Source organism: Mesotoga sp. UBA5825 (assembly GCF_002432955.1).
Lineage (GTDB): Bacteria > Thermotogota > Thermotogae > Petrotogales > Kosmotogaceae > Mesotoga.
Genome location: NZ_DJHG01000001.1, coordinates 1 through 17,072 on the forward strand (window position 1 = coordinate 1; position 17,072 = coordinate 17,072).

Below are 17,072 nucleotides of genomic sequence, written 5' to 3' on the forward strand. Positions count from 1 at the left end.
CACAGATACAGAAAGAAGAGAGAAAGATCATGATACAAGATGCAAGAGTGAGGAACGCAGTTGAAGGCAAGATTGGAGAAGGAAAGCGGAAATATGGACTGGGGCTTATCCGGGGAAAGCTGAAAGAAACAAGCGAAACCATGATCGCTTTTGCGATGATTGCAATGAACCTTGCCCGCTGGTTGAGGGGCTTATTTTTTTCATTTTTCCGATGGCTATTCTGGGGAGAAATCGGAGGAATTCGGAGCAATTTCGAGGGTGTTCTACGTCAAAATCCACATATTGTGAGTCAACTACTACTCTCTTGAACATGACGACCTCTTTAACTGGAACAAGGTAGCAGTTTTTCAGGAAGCCCTACTTATTGTTCTCAATAAGTCCCGTTCCTGGAAAATTTGCCGTCAACTGCTTGGCGACTTCTTCAACCTGGTCATCTTCTAGCCATGGATTGATCACTTTGAGCTGCTCACGAAGCACCATAGGCATAACCACTTCAGTGAAATTGTCGCGGAAGGTATGTGCCGGGGTCTGCCTCTCGTCAGTCAGGTCGATAATCTCCCAGCCAAGACCGGAAAGCTGATCGAGTAGTGGTTTTTCCACATAGTTGCGCTCATCGAGCCTTTATGCACCATCATTTGTTTTCATGGCGTAATCCCATAGTGTTTTTTTAATACACCTAATACATCAGAATGATTTTGCTTCAAATCGCTGAGCGTCCATGTATTGAAACCATTTAAGACACGAAGCGAGTTTGGGCAGGTGCTGATGCGCTTCTCAAAATACCTAGTTTTCTTCTCTATATAATCAAGCCTGCCCTGCGAGGTATTCTTTCGGGTTGAAATCAAAACAAGGTTTCCAAGCCTGTCAGTCCATTCTCTCCGCTGTTCGTCTGTAAAGTCCTTTTTCCACTGGCTATTACCAGCAGGGTGCTGCGGCAGAATATGCTCTATAGAAAGCGTTTCGATATTCATTTTATGGCTATCATCGTGATAGAGAAAATCCAACTTAAGCAGCAGGTAGCGAGTGAAGCTTCTGCCATATACAGCCGATTCTATGGCCCGCACAAATGAAACTTCATCAAAACCGAAGGCAGCATTGCCGAGTATCTCATCAGCGGTATCAGCGTTTTCGATAATCCTGATTAACTGGTTCATGTTTTCAATACGTATTGTTGGTGTGTATTGCACAATCCAGTCGGCGCTGAATTTGTTATCCAGCAGCTCAAGAAACGCCATGATCTGGGTGTAGCCAAATTTCTCATGATACCTTAACAGGGGCGGCACCCAATCGGTAGAAGGAAGGCCGTTCAACATCACTTTCAACAAATTATCGAAGCGAAAGGTATTGCCCGTGTGGTTGTAGTTATCGTTTTCAAACAGCGTATTGAAGACCTTCAGATAGCGTTCAATCAACTCAAAGGTCTCTTTTCCCTTTTTGAGCAATGCCGGTTTTGGTTGACCAGTGGTCTTGTCTCTCTCTTTGGGGTTGTAAATCTTGTTTTCAAACTCATCCAGCAGGCTTAACCTAGCTTTTTCTTTTACCAGTATGGTTCGGATATAATTAAGGAACCGATCAAAGTCATCCCCTAATTCGCCCTCAGTTTCTTCCCACAGCTTTGCGTATCTCTCTTTATCAGCAGCTGTCTGAAGCGCACCCAGATTCTGGGATTTCAGAATATCGCTGTTCCGAAGTGGAACTCCGCGATCATTTAAAATGGTAAAAAGGCGGAAGGCATCATCCAGATCTTCGGTTGCTACATAAATCAAAAGCACATTATTCGACAGAAAGGTGAGAAAATCGATCAGGTTAACGTTGTTGTCGTTGAGGTACTTCTTTATCTCCAGAATAGCGGACGCCATGTTTCTTAAGGAAGGATCTTCTCTGGTTTGTGCAATTTCGCTTAACTCGTCCGTTCTCAAAGTGCCTCCCTCTTGTTTGACATAGGTATCCACAAACTCCTGCACCGTGGCCCTGATAGCAAAGGTTATCCTGGTGCGTTCAGGAATCCTTCTAATTGCATTACCCCTTTGAAAGATCGAGCTGATACAGGTCTCTTGTACATCGTCATCGTCACACACATCCCGAATACAGGCAAAAATCATTAAAAGCGTGGTCATGCGCTGCTGACCATCGAGCAGGTCATTCTCATCACATTGTAGGTCAGGCATTGTCCCCGCGCGTTTTGCCTGAAACACAAAGGACCCAAGAAAATACTCTTGATTTGGTTTTTCTCTCTGAGCAAATGTAATATCATCCAGCAATTCATTAATCTCATCTTTCCCCCAGATATAGGGCCGCTGGTATTCGGGTATGCGAAACCACATGGTTGAAAAGATGTCTTTCACTAGAATTTTCTTGCTCTTGATCTCTCTTACAGGCATGGAAGACCTCCCTTCTTCATTATATTGATCGTGATATTGATCGTGATGATGCTTTGCCCTCCATGTTCTCCATTAGTGGGGTTACCCGCACCTTACCGGTCAGTAGGTCTTGCATTAGGGCGGCCTTTCACACTTTTTCGTGACAGACTCCGTTTTTTACGTTGCGTTTATATCAACTGTTGAGAAACGGTTTTCCGCTGTTTCAAAAAACTACCACAACATTCAATGGAGCAACCATTGAATAAACCTAATACCATAAAGGACATCCAACAACATGCTATCACAAGAGATGTAGAAAAAGAAAATCATTAAGGTTATGTGTATTAACCAGTTACTTACTTCAATTACTAATGTTTCTACTATTTGTTGTTAAGATACATGATTTTTCATTCTGAAGTGTTTTTCACTTTCATTGGCAACTCAACCTGACTCTTACAGATCTCTTACGGCACCTACAGATCTCTTCCATATCCTGAAGTACTTTGCACCTATGTTGAATCTCTTGACAAACTCCATGTATTCCGGCCAGATGGGGGCTCTGTAAAACTCGCTGCGGCCTATGCCTCCGTTTATGACATATTCGGGAAGAGGGTTGTCCTTGTAGAAAACCGATCGCGCGAGTATCTGACCTCTGTTCGTGAAGTTTGTCCAGTTGCAGCCGAAGGCTTCCCCCGGCTGGATTATGGCCAGAATCTTAGGGGCCATTCTGTTTTCTAGATAAAGCGCCTGATAAGCTGCGGCACCGTCCGCACATATGAACAGCAGCGAGAATCTGGAAGGATTATGGTCTTCACCGTACTCCTCGGTCCTCTCGAAGATGAACCATTCGGCGAAGGGCTTCTCGAACACATCCGAATAATGGTCGGGGCGGTGGAATTCCCCACGGTCCGGGGCGACCCTGATCCTCCAGCCGTTCGGCGCGAGCTGGCCTTCGCTCAATGAAAGCTGACGGAGGACTCTGTACCCCCTGAATCCATTGTTGGCGACTTCTTCGAGCAAGTTCTCCCTGCTTATGGAGTAGTCTACATATACGAAGCTGTAGACATTTCCCAGAAAGTACTCGACGGGGTGTCCGTCGTGGCCGCAGGCCGGATAGTATAGGGAGTCTTTCAGTACGTCATGAATGTCGAATTTCACCGGGTTCTTTATCCAGTCGGGCATTTCGGCCTTCGTCACTTCTTCAAACATCCGAATCACTCCCTTCGCCTTTCGAAATGTCTTTATACGGAAATCCGGTCTCTTCAGATCTTTGTGCCCTGATTGCCTCGACCGGGAGCCTCAGGGCCTGAATTATACGCAGGGGCAGAAACTCCATGAAAAGGTGCTTTGTGGCTTCTCTAACTAGAAACTGGCCGTAGTCGCCCCTGAGAATGTCGAAGACCTTTATAGGATCGTAGTCGCCGGTGACTCTGAAGACTATGAGATTGCCTGAGGGCAGTATCGAAGCGTCTGAAGGGATGTCGGCTACCAGCCCCACGGTAGATATGTCGTTTCTTTTGTTGAATATGATGTCGTTCTTTCGTAGAAGCGCTTTTTCGGCCGCCTTTGCGAGATCTCCTTCATACTCCTCGAGAGAACTAAACTGTACGATGCCGTTGTCATCGACCTCCAGACGAGGGTATTTGTAGACCTTGCCGTCGTACCTTTTTCCATCGGCTTCATTATCTTCAAGCAGGTCGGCTCTCCAAGAATTACGCACACGGTTGGATTCAAAGAACTCACCGATGGAACCCAGTTCGACTGTCGGGGAAGTGAGAAACGTCTCGTAATCCTCGGGCAACTGGTCTATCTCTACAGGTATTATCGGGTAATCGGCCGGAACCAGAGAATAGCCGCTCTGCTTTATCGTACTTATAGGAAGTAGCGCGCAAACTCCACTTTCGCCTTTCCAGTCCTTGAAGTTTCTCATCACTGAATCCAGCGGGAGATTCTCCTCCCTCACTTCGAAGCAGAAAGGCTCTCTGCCGTCGCTCTTGGACACCGCCATGAAGACCTGCCCTTTCCTTCTGGTGGGCTTTGCCTTGTTAAGGACCATCAAGCAGCAGTCGTCGTCTCCGCCGTGAACGGCTCCAAGGGGTAGTTGTACTACGGCTTCAAGCCAGTCGTTGTCTATGATTTCCTTGTTTCCTTCTCTCAGTGCTCCACTCGTGATCAGCGTCACGAGCTTCCCGTCATCCTTCATCGAGCGCATTCCGTGGGTTATGAAATCCCACTGGCTGATGAGACCGGATGAGATATCTAGAATGTTTCGGAGAAAGAAGTCAGTCTTCAGCTCCTGCAAAACCATGCGCTCGCCTGTAGGAGGCTCGATAATCACCCTGTCGTAGCGTTCTTCCACATAGAGAGTCTCTTTCGACGGCTTCATGAGCGAATCACCCCTTACGAGCATAGAGACGTCGATCCCGAAAAGAGAAAGGATAATCTTTGTGAGCCGCCATTTTCTCGGTTCGATTTCAAGACCGGCGAAGGAAGTGTAATCGAAGCCTTCTCTCTTGAAGATCGTGTAGAAGGCCCGTCCATAACCGAAAGCGGGGTCGTAAACTGTCATTCCTGGTTCGATCTCGAGCAGATCGACCATCATCTCGAGGATTTCCATCGGAACTATCATGTCCGAATAGAGAAGATTGGAATCGATCGCAATGGTGAACATGCCCCTATACAGGGGATCTGTCAACAGATCTATGTCCCTTACTGAGAGTTCGTCAATCATGCCGTCGGCAAAAGCACAGGTTCTGTGGAAGAGCGGCGAGTCTTCTTTGAAGGCCGCGCTCATTTCTCCCTTGAAGTCCATGAAGGAAAATTCGGGATGCTCGACGATGAGTTCGGATATTGCGCTCTCCATGAGATCGGCCCTCTCCTGTCCGCTCTTTCCGAAGAAAACGTACCTCCAGAATACGTCACTGAATTTGACGTTCTGCGAGAGTCTCTTGAGCAGCATCGAGGTCCAGAAATACTCTATCGCCTTTTCCGAAAGCAGCCGGTTCCGCTGACCGAGTTTGGAAAGAAGATACATGAAGTTCTGCACGCTACCTGGAAGGCCCATCATTGCTCACCCTCGTCGACCGGCACTGTCTTCGCAATTCGGAAGCCGATCATCGAGTCTTCAGTTACTACACCAATGTTACGGAACGAAACTGCCACTGTTAAAGGATGGTCAACTGCGCTTCCGCCACGAAGAACCTTCCATTGATCTGTTTCCCCATACGGGTTTATCTCCAGTCCCTCCGAGTATCTGTCGCTGTTGTCGCTGCACAGTTCCCAGACGTTGCCGGACATATCGTAAAGCCCGAGTTCGTTCGGGCTCTTCAACCCGACCTCTCGAGTTCTGTCGGATGAGTTTCCGATATACCAGGCGACCTCATCGACGTCGTTACTCCCGGCGAAGACGTATCCTTTGCTCTTTTGGCCTCCCCTGGCCGCGTATTCCCATTCTGCCTCGGTCGGCAACCTGTAGCCGGCAACTCTTCTTAAGTCGGTCGTGTATGAGCCGTCGCAATCAAGCAGTTTTCCCAATTCATCGTACGCCGGGGGCAGGCCTTCCTTTTCGCTCAACCAGTTGCAGTAAGCGATGGCTTCGAACCAGTTCACACGCACGGCCGGCTTTCTGACATTCGGGAAGTATCTATCTATGAATTCTTCTGTGCCCGTTTCCCTGCAGAACCTCGAGTACTCCTGACACGTGACGGGGTACTGGCCGATATAGAAATCATAGCTAAGTATCACATAGAGGGTCTTCCGCTCTTTTCCGTTTTCTCCCTCCCATACCTCGCTCATCTCGAACTCGCCCTTCTCGACAAAGACGAGTTCGTTTTCCGGGGACCTGTGAAGGGCGGGCTCTCTCTGCTCAATGACCGGCAGATTGATATCTACATTTTCTTTATTCTTGATTAATTGCTTTACCCCACTCCGCTCAATGACAGGTGGGTTGAGCCTTGCGGGGTCTCCCGAGAATTTCCAGATAGTGACGCAGAAGTTAAACCCGTTGAAGTACTTCTTTACCCTGTGCGTGTATTCGGGCCAGGGGTTCGTAAAACCGGACATGCCCACGATGTACTCCGGTAGGGGATGATCTGGATAGAAGATAGACCTGCCGAGTATGCTCTCTCTGACGCCGAACTCCGTCCAGTTCATCCCGAAGCCGTATTGCGGGATTACGAGGAATTTTGGAGCTATCCTGTTTTCCAGGTAAAGCGCCTGGTAGGTTGCAACCGCCTCGGTGTTTAGAAAGAAGAAGGAAAAGCGTTTCGGGTTGTGTGTTTCGTCGTACTCCTCGGTCCTCTCGAAGATGAACCATTCGGCGAACGGCTCTTTCTGAATTTCACGCCACGAATTAGGGTTTCCGTCTCCCTCGGCAGGTAGAACCTTCTTCCACGAAGTATTCAGAATCTCTCGATGTCCTGCGAAGTAAGCTCTCTCGCGGTCTTCACGGAAGTGATCGAACCTCCCCTCTCTCCGCGGATCGTCGTCGCGGTAATACCAAATCAGCGCGTCCCATCCACCGGGATGGAGTCTGTACGGGTCTATCGTTTCATGCAAGATAGGCCTGTAACCTGTGAAGCCGTATTCGGCCATATCCTGCAGCAGGTCTTCTCGGCTTATGTAGTAGTCGATGTACACGAAGCTGTAAGCGTTTCCCATGTAGCATTTGACAAAATGACCGTGAAGGCCGCTTGCCAGGTAGCAGAGAGAGTCCTGAAGAATATTCCTTATGTCGAACTCCCCGGGGTTTCTGATCCATTCCGGCATTTCCATTGACGGTATTTCCGTCATCAAACTAACCACTCCTCCTTATGATTTTTTCGCGATCGAAATCGCTACCCGGATTACCGGGCGATTGTATTTTCTGACCTCACTACAACCGCACAATGGGATTGTCACTGGATCGGAAACGAGAGAATGTCTTATGGGTAGATATTTTGCGGAGCTGAGTGAAATTGTTGTTCGGAATATCCGATGCTCAATAAGCTACAAGAAAAACAGCACCGGTTCGATAGAACGGCGAACAGAGATGTTCGTGTGGGATTTGGACTCTGAAAGTCGACTCAAGAATACATGATGTCTGTGTTTTCTACATTCTATACACGTATTTGATTTCGATAGGGTATGATCACCATTGGAGATCTCGATTAAACGGTAATCAAGAAGCGGAACAGATTCACATCTTGTCGGTACGGATTGTCTAGTCAACACAAGTTAATTATACAGCAACGTCAAGACTAGTAAGTTACGGCATTATATCTATAATTATCGTATATTCATTACGATATGTTCGCTTAATTGGCGCGGATGACCGGCATAACTCGTCTCTCTTCTTGGAGAGAGCGTCCCCTCATGGAATTCGAACAGTCTCACAGTACTGGAGCTGTGGATGTGGGGCCGATCGACTCTACCCCAAGTGTAAGCGGGAACTTCCAACTAGAGTGTCCACCAATTCTTCACTTCTTACTGACGATATCCGGTATCCTAATCTCTTCCAGTGCAGTGAGTCTCCCGCCGCTAAAGAAAATGTCTATCTTTGCCTTATGGATAGAGTACTTCCCATAATCGCTTCGCAGAATCCTGAGCACTTCAAAGGGATCGTACTCTTCCCTTACTCTCAGCGCGATACAGTCTCCCGGAAGCAACACCACCTGATCGTCAGCGATATCTCCCACAATGCCTACTCCGCAGGATCCAGGTTCAACGCAGATTACAATGTCAGACTTTCTCAGAGCACTGGATTCTTCGACTTCCACCAAACTCCCGCTATGCCTAGTCGAGCGGCTCAAGTCTATTAAGCCTTGCGCATCGGTCGCCACTCTGTCCAGAAGATAGATACTATCTGATATTTCATCGCCATGAAGCGGAGTCTTCGAGATCATTCTGTCCTCACGGTCGTAATCGATCCATCCATGGCTTCTGCCGACAATGAACTCGCCAATCTCTTTGAGTTCGATCATCGGGGCATTGATCAGCTCTTCATAGCTTACATCCTTTCTCCCGGATAAACCCGCAGATATCGCGTAATCACGCGGTTTCAGCGTGTACCCGTTTGCCGCTATCGTCTGAATCGAGACTATACCGCTTCGATTCGGTTCCGATAGCCATTCTCTGTACTGCTTTGTGATTTTCGACGGCCATTCGATGGGGTTCCGTATATCGAACCAGTCGATCCGTCTCTCCGATTCGGGCACCAGCAGCACTTTTCCCTTTCTCTGATCGGGCTTTGATTTGTTTATTACGAGAATGCTCGTCTCTCTTCGAAGGAGATTGCCCCTGCCCACCGGAAGCTCTATCACTGCCTCCAGCCAGTCGTTGTCGATTATCTCTTGCGCCGGCTTTCCCAGTTCTCGAGTCTCTATGAGGCTCACCATTTTTCCGGTTGGCTTGAGGCATTCGATGCCGCGTCGAATGTAGCTCCACTGACTTCCCGGAACTTTGGATACCTCCAGGTTGTCTCTTGTCAAATACCCGGTCTTGATTCTATAAGAGAGAATCCTTTCGCTGGATGGCGGTTCGATTATCACCCTGTCGTATTGTGAATTCGACAGGAGCGAATAGTCTTCCGGCCTGATTAGCGGATCTCCTTGCTTAAGATTCACCGCGTTCAGCCCGAGAAGAATCAAGGCGATCTTTCCGATCCTGTGCTTATACGGATCTGTCTCGAGGCCCGCGTATTCGAGCTCCTCTCGGGGGTTGTTCTTGAAGATGCCGTAAAGGATCCTGCCGAACCCGGTTGCAGGATCGTAGATGCTCATCCCATGACGGACATCCAGCAATTCGACCATCGAATCGATTACCTGCGGGGGTGCTGCCGAATCTCCTTCCAGCAAATCGGATTCCATGGATACCGAGAGCAAGGCCTCGTAAAGAGAGCCACTCTTGTTGAAGATATCTACCATCGCCAGTCGATCCACGAACGAGTCGGCGTAAGTGCATGCCTTTTGAAGCAGTTCCGGACCTTCTCTAAAGATCCATACGTATTTTCCCTCGTACTCGATGAATCTGTACCTCGGATACCTGCTGATCATCTCTTTCAACGCCTTCTCTATCAGCACCGCCCTATTAATTCCGCTCTTGCCGAAAAGAGCGAACTCTTCGAAGACATCTGCGAAATTGTCGCGGAAAGACTGTTTTCTCAGCAGCATGTTCGTCCAGAAGTACTCGATAGCCCTTTCCGAAAGGCTTCGGTCTTGCTCTCTCAATTTGAACAGCAAATAAATGTAATCTCTCGCAAAGCTTTCAAGATCCATGCCGGGCCTCCTTCTATTTTTGTTGTGCAGATCAGGAACGCTTACAATGACTCTATTAACCTTGACTCCACTCCCTTCTCCTGAACGTCTTCCCCTGCGATTCACTTTTCCTGCAATCGGCAACTCCAGAAGGCCGAAAGAAACCAGACCATTGGCCCGAAGTGTATTCAAGTCCAGGATGCGCGTCGGCGTCAGTCTGACTTATTAGTACGTGCATCGAGAATTGTAGGTCTATATGAGTAGAGAACGATCGTCTGGAGTTCAATCCGGAACCATTGTCGGAAGTAAGGCCTGCCTGAAAGACAAAGGCAACAACATTGCTCCAGGTCTGGAATGTTTTCTTCGAAGCGAGTTTCTCTGGAGTGTATAGCATCGGCGAATGATGTTTATAAAGGTAACGGCAAGCCACTTTATTTAATTATATCAGGAGTGAGAAACGCTTTGTTTACGTAATCGAAAACTGTACAATGGTAGTAAAGTTGAGATCTTTATTTGGGGGGCAGTTCTTGAAAGGTATTCTTGTCTGTGGAAAAGAAGGCAGAAGAAGAAGCGATTACTTGCTGCAGAAACTCCAGGAAAACTACAGCGCGGATCCCTTCTCGTTTCTCTTTGTCGGACCCTCTTCATTCTTTCTGCGAACTATAGAAGATGCCATGTTGAAGAGAGGGCTGTCAATTGCCGCCGGGCAGTTCCTTACGGATCGATCTCTGGCTCTGAAGATCGCGGGGGAGATGTTTCCGGATCGCACGGCTGTTCCCGAAAGAGGCGAACGAATAGAGATCGCGAAGGCCTTCGAAAAGATCAAGAATTACTATCCGTCAGAAAAGGCTACGGCTTACTTTCATGAGGCGATCGTCGTCTTGAAGGAGAATCTCGGTAATTTCGAGATGGCTTTCGGTAGGGAAGATGCCGTTCCAAAGGTTCTGAAGGAAGTTTACCGAGAGCTTCAAGAACACTTCGAAGAGAGGAAGCTTTTCGATTCCTACGATGCACTGAGACTGGCCGCAGAGCAAGCAATTCTCGAAAAAAGCGATTTCGGAAAGACCCTATTCATAGACGGCTTCTACGATTTCAGCCCGGCAACCAGGGCTTTTATGAGCAATATTATGCGTTGTTTCGACGAGGTCTATCTCTCATGNNAGACAGTGATAGAAGGAATCTGTTCAGGGAGAGTCAGACCGTTTCCGATCTCTTCGAGGGCTCTGACTTCGAGACGATCGATGTGGATCTAAGCGAAAGCGGACCGCTTTCGAAAGTAAAGGAGATCTTGTTTTCGGATCGGGAAGAATTGAACGACGCCGGGTGTGAAAGCGCGGAAATTGTCGAGTGCAACGATCTGTACGGAGAGGTCGACTTTGTCGCCAGGGAAGTGAAAAGAGCGATAGCGAAGGAAAGACTGGAGCCGGAAGAGATCGAGATAGTGATTCCCAATAAAGATTACTGGAGGGTATTGAAGAAATCGCTGAACGATTTCGGGATCCCTGCAGTGAGCAAGAATTCGGTTTCCTTGCTAGAATCGAAGAGCGTCCAGACCCTTCTACTTCCGCTTGAAGTGGTATCCGATTCTTTCGAACCTTCGGGAATCCTCGAAATGATAGATGCCGGAAACGGTGATAGTTCTCCCGAGAAAGCGATCGATGCGGTCCTCTTCGAGAAGGTGGCGGCTTCGGCCGGTCTGCTGTACGATACATCTGCCGCCACTGCGGAGGGTGCAAAAAAGGTTTGGCTGGAGAAGCTCGACAACTACAAACGTTTTCTCGGTGCGAAGGCCGAGAGTCTGACCTCCAACGACGATCTCGATGAGGACTTCTCTGCTCTGTCCCAAATCCAGGAGATTAAAGATGAGATCCGGTTCATAGACGTTATTGCAAAGCCCGCTGTCAGAAGGGTTTTTTCACTTCTGAAGAGTATAGAGAGAAATGTGGCGATGTCTGTCTTGAAATACGAAGACTTCTTCAGAATCTGCGAAAAGAGGCTTGGATTGAGAGAGCTTTCGGGAAGCGAGGAAATGACATTCGCATCTGAAAACATTGCCTGCGTGGATCAATTCGTTGAAAGAGCCGTTCCTTCACACGCCGGGATTCTCGAAGCTATGGAAATCACCGAGTACGATCCGGAAAAATACTACAAGTCTCTCATTAAGTATCTGGAAGGAGAAGCTCTGCGGGGCGAGTCCGACATGGGCGGTGGAGTTGAAGTCCTCTCACTGATCGACTCCCGATACACTTCGAAGAAGGTCAAGTACTTCATGGGATTCAACGAGGGCAATTACCCGGTTCTGTCTCTCAATCCACTTTATGCGGGCGCTCAGTACTCCGAGCCCAGAGCCAAGGACATTCTGGGCATTCAGGAGAACAGGCAGAAGCTGGGTCTTTTTCTGGCGATAAGCGGCGCACAAGAGAGGCTCTGCATTACTTTCTCGAATTCCACGGTCGATGGGAACGTGTTGATGAAGTCTCCTTATGAAGGATCGATTCTTCGGGCATTCGGCAAATCCGAGCCCAGACCGTATGGCCGTGTGGAAGGGAAACGCACCGATCTCGTGCCCTCGCCGTCGGAGGCTATGAGCCAGGCCGACTACAGGCTTTCGATAGCCAGTATATTCAAGGAGACCCCCGATGAGTGGGAGAGACATAAAGACTCGGAAACGGTCGCAACTCTGGAGAAGAATCTGAGCTCGATTACAGACAACTTTTCCTTCAAGGTCCCCGGCGTGAAGGCAGTCGAGGAGCTGACGAAGAAATGCATAAGCTTCTCTACGATCGGGACCTACTGCAAGTGCAAATTCAAGTATTTCTTGAACTATGTGCTTGGGTTACAGCCTGTTCCGGAGGAGATACTCGAGCTTTCATACATGGATGCGGGAAGCGTTTTTCATGCCGTTCTCAGCGACCACCTCGGAAGGGGGGTCCCACTAGATCAAAGCCTCGAGAACCACCTAAAGAGATATTCCGGCAGCGTGAACAAATCGCTTTTCAAGAGACGCTTCGATCAGATGCTGAGAGACCTTGAGGATTATCTAGAGTTTGATAGGATAAGAAGCAGCGAATTGGGTGAGCGTGTTCTTCATACAGAATTCGCATTTGGCTTTGATGATTCAGAGGATTCTTCACTTCATCTAACCAACAAGATCTGCTTTCGGGGTTTTATTGACAGGATAGATATGCTGGAGAACGAGAACCTATTCATAATAGATTACAAGAGCGGCACAAGTTCGAGTTCGGCTGTTCCTGAACAGCTTATCATATACTCTATGGCCGTTGAACAAGCATTTTCGAATGAAGGCCGATATGTAAATGGTGGAGAATTCCGACTGATTAAGGGCAAGACCAAGAGCAAACCCTTTGGCGTGGAGTATGAGGACGGCGAGAGGGTCTGGAGATTCCGCAAAAACTTGAATTTCCTAACATATGATCCGGCTGAAAGCGGGAGGATAACAGATGCCGAATTGGTCGAGGCAATCGAAGGAGTGGTCGATAGCATTGCGTCAGGGGAGTTTTCAGCCGAGACACGGAAAAATGAAGAACCTAAAGGCTGTTTCCTCTGTGACTTCAGGGAAATCTGCGATCTTCTGAAATGGAGACAGAAGGGTGTGCCAACCGATGGATAAGAACACATTCATCTCCGCTTCTGCAGGCACTGGCAAGACTTACAGGCTGGTGGAGGAATACATAGAGATTCTTCGCTCCGACGAAAAGCTGGGTATCGAAAACATCCTGGCGATTACCTTCACTGAAAAGGCCGCTGCTGAGATGAAGGAGAGAGTTGCGAAAGCGATACGGGAGCAGATAGACGAAGCAGCCAGCGAAAGCGAGCGGGTGAGATGGAAAGAGATCAATTCAAGGGTCATGCACGCCTGGATCTCGACAATCCACTCCTTCTGCGCGAGAATCCTCAGAGAGTCCATTCTGAATACGAATTCCGATCTAGATCCTGGATTCTCGATCATTACCGGAACAAAGAAGATACTCGAACTTCAGGCCCTGGGAAGGTTCTTCTCGCACAATCTGGATTCTCTTGACGAAATGATAAACATCTTCGGCCTGGACAAAACTCACAAGATTCTTGAAGAGTGCCTCTCCAAGCAGAGACACAACATGTATCTTTACAGCCCCAATGATAACAAAGATAAGGAAGAGACCGCCGAGAAAATATCGAAAGCGACAGCCGTCTGCCACGAAGCATTCAGAAAGCTCAACAGTGAATACGAGGAACTGACTTTGAAGAAGGCCCAGCTCGACTTCGAGCAGTTGCTAGAAGAAACGAGGAAGATGCTGAACGACAATACCGAAATAGCAGAGGGTTATTCCAAGAGGTTCAAGTACATTCTCGTAGACGAGTTTCAGGATACGGACGAGCTTCAGGCAGAAATAATCAGCAAGTTGACGGCTTCGGGGAATGTGAAGGTGCTTTTCGTCGGGGACGACAAGCAGTCGATATACCGGTTCAGGGGAGCCAACGTCGAGATCTTCAATCTTACAAGAAAACAATTCGAAGAAAAGGCCAACGCTACGGACACTCTGGGAAAATCGTACAGGTCGCATCCGGAGATCGTGAAGTTCCACAACATATTCTTCAAGAAAGTGATGAGCAACCCAATGCTTGAGGCATTTGCATCGAAGTACGGCAAAGATGTGGAGGCCCTGGAGCCTCACGGTGACAAGAGAGAAAAGAGGGTAAGAATACTTGAAAGCAAAGATAAAGACCACGCAGGACCCGTAGCTGCCTACATACGTTCGCTTCTGGATGAGGATCTAGATTTCAGAGAGGGAAAAGCTATTGTAACGCGCAAGATACGGCCAGGGGACATAGCCATACTCCTCAGGAAGTTCAAGAACGTCGAGCAGTATCAGGAAGCGCTTGAATCAAACGGGATTCCTTACTATACGGTCGGCTCCAGAAAGTTTTTCCAGAGGCCCGAGATAGCCGGGCTGATTGCATTCGTGAGTTTTCTCGGCAATCCCGCAGACGACAGGGCCTTTCTGTCATTCTTCCTTTCTCCCGCATGGGGAGGCACGCTGCAGGCTGCCGCTAGACTCAAGGAGAAATACAGCCACTTCTATGACTGCATTATGAGGAGCGAAGATGAATCCTTCTCCGATCTTCGCACGATCATAACAAGGTATTCGCGCCTGGCGAGACTTTTGAAGCCGGGAGAGATCCTCGACTCCTTCGTCGGAGAGACGGACTACCTTCCGAAGATGACGCTCCTTGCAATGCCCGAGCAGTGTCTGGCCAACGTGATCAAATTCCTTCAAATATCCAAGCAGCTCGACTCTCTCGGGATAAGCTTGAGGGAGTTTTCGAGGAACATCAAATTGTATTCCGAAGAGGCAGATGAGGGTGAGGCGGCTCTGGAGAACGAAAAGAGCGACAGCGTGAAGATAATGACAGTCCACCAGGCAAAGGGGCTGGAATTTCCCGTTGTGATCGTTGCCGAGATGTCAGAGAATCCGAGGAAAGATACCCCTTCATTGCTCTTCGACACTGCCACGAAAACCTTCACTCTTTACAACACGGAACTGACGAATGAGGGGCTCGACATGTTTTACAGAGCAGATCTGAGAAAACAGGTCGAAGAAGAGAAGAGAACCCTCTATGTGGCCCTGACAAGACCCCGGGAAATTCTTGTGATGAATGTCGACAAAGAGGCCATGGAGAAGGAGCTGAATAAGAAGAAAGACGAAACTAAGGTCGGCTGGCTGTCTCAGATAGCGGCTGGTCTCTATAACGAAGAAACGGGACAGCTTGAGGAAGAGCTCGAGAACCTGGTTACATTTGTGAAGGCCCCGCCAGTTGCTGAAGGCTCGAAAAGAATGCGCGAAGATGCCAGGTGGGAAGACCCTGATGCAGATTACATGAAGCTCTTCGATCATCTCAAATTCAGGAGAGTCGTCTCCCCCACCACGCTCGACTTCGATGAAAAACCGAAGGAGATTCTCGAGATCGACAGTAGCGAAAGGACTTCGCGATCCTCAACAGCAGAAGGGCTTTACGTTCACAGGATCTTCGAACAGCTCGGCAACCCGGCTGGAAGACCAAAGGGAAAGAGACTGAATGAGATTCTTAACGATCCTGAACTTTCAAGAGGATCGGCGGCCCCCGAGAGGGCAAAGGAGATCCTCGAGCAACTGAAGGGACTTGGCAATCACGTCATAATTCGCGAAATCGAGAACTCGGAGATTTGTAGAAGCGAAGTGCGCTTCGAAAGGGCCTTCGGAAAGTTCATACTGGCGGGCGTAATCGACAAACTCTACAAGACGGCTGAAGGCTGGAAGATCGTCGACTTCAAGCTGGCCGAGAAGAGAGATGAAATGCTTCTCAGACACAGGTTCCAGATGGAGTTCTACCTGTACCTATTGAAGAACACGCTCGACCCCGTTTCAGCGACTCTTCTGTATCTAAAGGGCGGAGATACGGAGACGGTTACCCTCGAAAACACTCGCGACTTCGAAATCAGACTCGAAAGTCATGTGATCCATCAAACAGGACAAATCTGAAGAAGAATTTCTGAACGGGCTGCTGAGCGAGGCCGAATGGGAGTATGCGGCAAGGGGCGGAAGAAAGAGCCGAGGTCACAAGTTTTCCGGCTCCGACGATCCGGACTCCATTGCCTGGTTCGACGAAAACTCCGGCGCCGCATCAACCAATTTGAGTGAAATGGCATGGTCCGGAGAACGCAAAAGTGTGTCCGACGAGCGAAAACCCGTTCCCCACGAAGTCGGAATGAAAATGCCAAATGAGCTTGGACTTTACGATATGAGCGGCAACGTTTGGGAGTGGTGCTCAGACCGTCTTAACGCATATGCAGATTCCGAACAGACTAATCCTCACAACATTAGCGGGCTCGATCGGGCGATTCGTGGCGGCTGCTGGTTCAAGCCCGCCGAGCTGACAAGGATAGCGCATAGAGGAAGTCTTTCACCGATCGAAATCCGCAATGGAGAGGGCTTTCGAATCTGCAGAGCGTCATATCGCGAAGCAAAGGCCGATTCATTTTCAAAGACACACGAAAGGCAGGACGATGCGTCGCCAGATATACCAGTCGGACGGATCCCCGACTTGGTGCTCGTCGAGAGAGGCAGCTTCAAAATGGGGGACACATGGGGCGACGGGCTGATGGACGAGAAACCGGTTCACGAAGTCACATTCATACACGACTTTCAGATAGGCAAATACGAAGTCAGGTTTTCCGAATTCGATGTCTTCTGTGGAGCCACGGGAAGGATCCCTCCTTCCGACGAGAACCGTGGAAGAGGAAATTTCCCAGTAATAAATGTAACTTGGTGGGACGCTGTGGAGTACTGCAACTGGCTCAGCAAAAGTGCAGGCCTACCGGAGGCTTATGACGATGATGGCAACTTGCTCGACTCGAGTGGGCACCAAACGACCGACGTATCGAAGGTTGGCGGATACAGACTGCCTACTGAGGCAGAGTGGGAGTATGCGGCAAGGGGCG

Annotated in this window: 9 protein-coding genes and 1 pseudogene; 4 read left to right on the forward strand and 6 right to left on the reverse strand. The window is 48.8% G+C overall.

The genetic code is table 11. The features are described 5' to 3' along the window. Positions 1 to 308 (forward strand): transposase (locus B3N33_RS00005; RefSeq protein WP_292591728.1); only part of this gene is annotated, 308 nt, incomplete at its 5' end. 52 nt (positions 309 to 360) lie between these two features. Here the strand turns inward: B3N33_RS00005 and B3N33_RS00010 are convergent. The 6 genes and pseudogenes from B3N33_RS00010 to B3N33_RS00035 all read right to left on the reverse strand — a co-directional run. Beyond that, positions 361 to 600: pseudogene (locus tag B3N33_RS00010) on the reverse strand (hypothetical protein); the annotation flags it as partial. 41 nt (positions 601 to 641) lie between these two features. Next, complete coding sequence (locus B3N33_RS00015) at positions 642 to 2,381, reverse strand: DUF262 domain-containing protein (RefSeq protein ID WP_214060961.1); 1,740 nt, start codon at positions 2,379 to 2,381, stop codon at positions 642 to 644. A 432-nt stretch (positions 2,382 to 2,813) separates the two neighbouring features. Then, positions 2,814 to 3,569, reverse strand: a complete 756-nt coding sequence (locus B3N33_RS00020) for a hypothetical protein (protein WP_292591729.1) — start codon at positions 3,567 to 3,569, stop codon at positions 2,814 to 2,816. Next, complete coding sequence (locus tag B3N33_RS00025) at positions 3,562 to 5,427, reverse strand: HsdM family class I SAM-dependent methyltransferase (protein ID WP_214060959.1); 1,866 nt, start codon at positions 5,425 to 5,427, stop codon at positions 3,562 to 3,564. The genes B3N33_RS00020 and B3N33_RS00025 overlap by 8 nt, the downstream gene beginning before the upstream one ends. Next, on the reverse strand, positions 5,424 to 7,151 hold the full coding sequence (locus B3N33_RS00030; protein ID WP_292589602.1) for a formylglycine-generating enzyme family protein: 1,728 nt from the start codon (positions 7,149 to 7,151) through the stop codon (positions 5,424 to 5,426). Before B3N33_RS00030 ends, B3N33_RS00025 begins: the two co-directional genes overlap by 4 nt. Before the next feature lie 665 nt (positions 7,152 to 7,816). Next, positions 7,817 to 9,613 (reverse strand): HsdM family class I SAM-dependent methyltransferase, encoded by a 1,797-nt coding sequence (locus B3N33_RS00035; protein ID WP_292591731.1) that lies wholly within the window; start codon positions 9,611 to 9,613, stop codon positions 7,817 to 7,819. Between the two features lie 2,563 nt (positions 9,614 to 12,176). Between B3N33_RS00035 and B3N33_RS13095 the strand changes: the two genes are divergently transcribed. The 3 genes from B3N33_RS13095 to B3N33_RS00050 all read left to right on the forward strand — a co-directional run. Further along, positions 12,177 to 13,223 (forward strand): RecB family exonuclease, encoded by a 1,047-nt coding sequence (locus B3N33_RS13095; RefSeq protein WP_422655885.1) that lies wholly within the window; start codon positions 12,177 to 12,179, stop codon positions 13,221 to 13,223. Beyond that, positions 13,216 to 16,113 carry a UvrD-helicase domain-containing protein gene (locus B3N33_RS00045; RefSeq protein ID WP_214060972.1) on the forward strand — a complete coding sequence of 966 codons (2,898 nt, stop codon included), beginning with the start codon at positions 13,216 to 13,218 and terminating at the stop codon, positions 16,111 to 16,113. The genes B3N33_RS13095 and B3N33_RS00045 overlap by 8 nt, the downstream gene beginning before the upstream one ends. A 22-nt stretch (positions 16,114 to 16,135) precedes the next feature. After that, on the forward strand, positions 16,136 to 17,072 hold a 937-nt coding region (locus B3N33_RS00050), incomplete at its 3' end, for a formylglycine-generating enzyme family protein (RefSeq protein WP_292591735.1).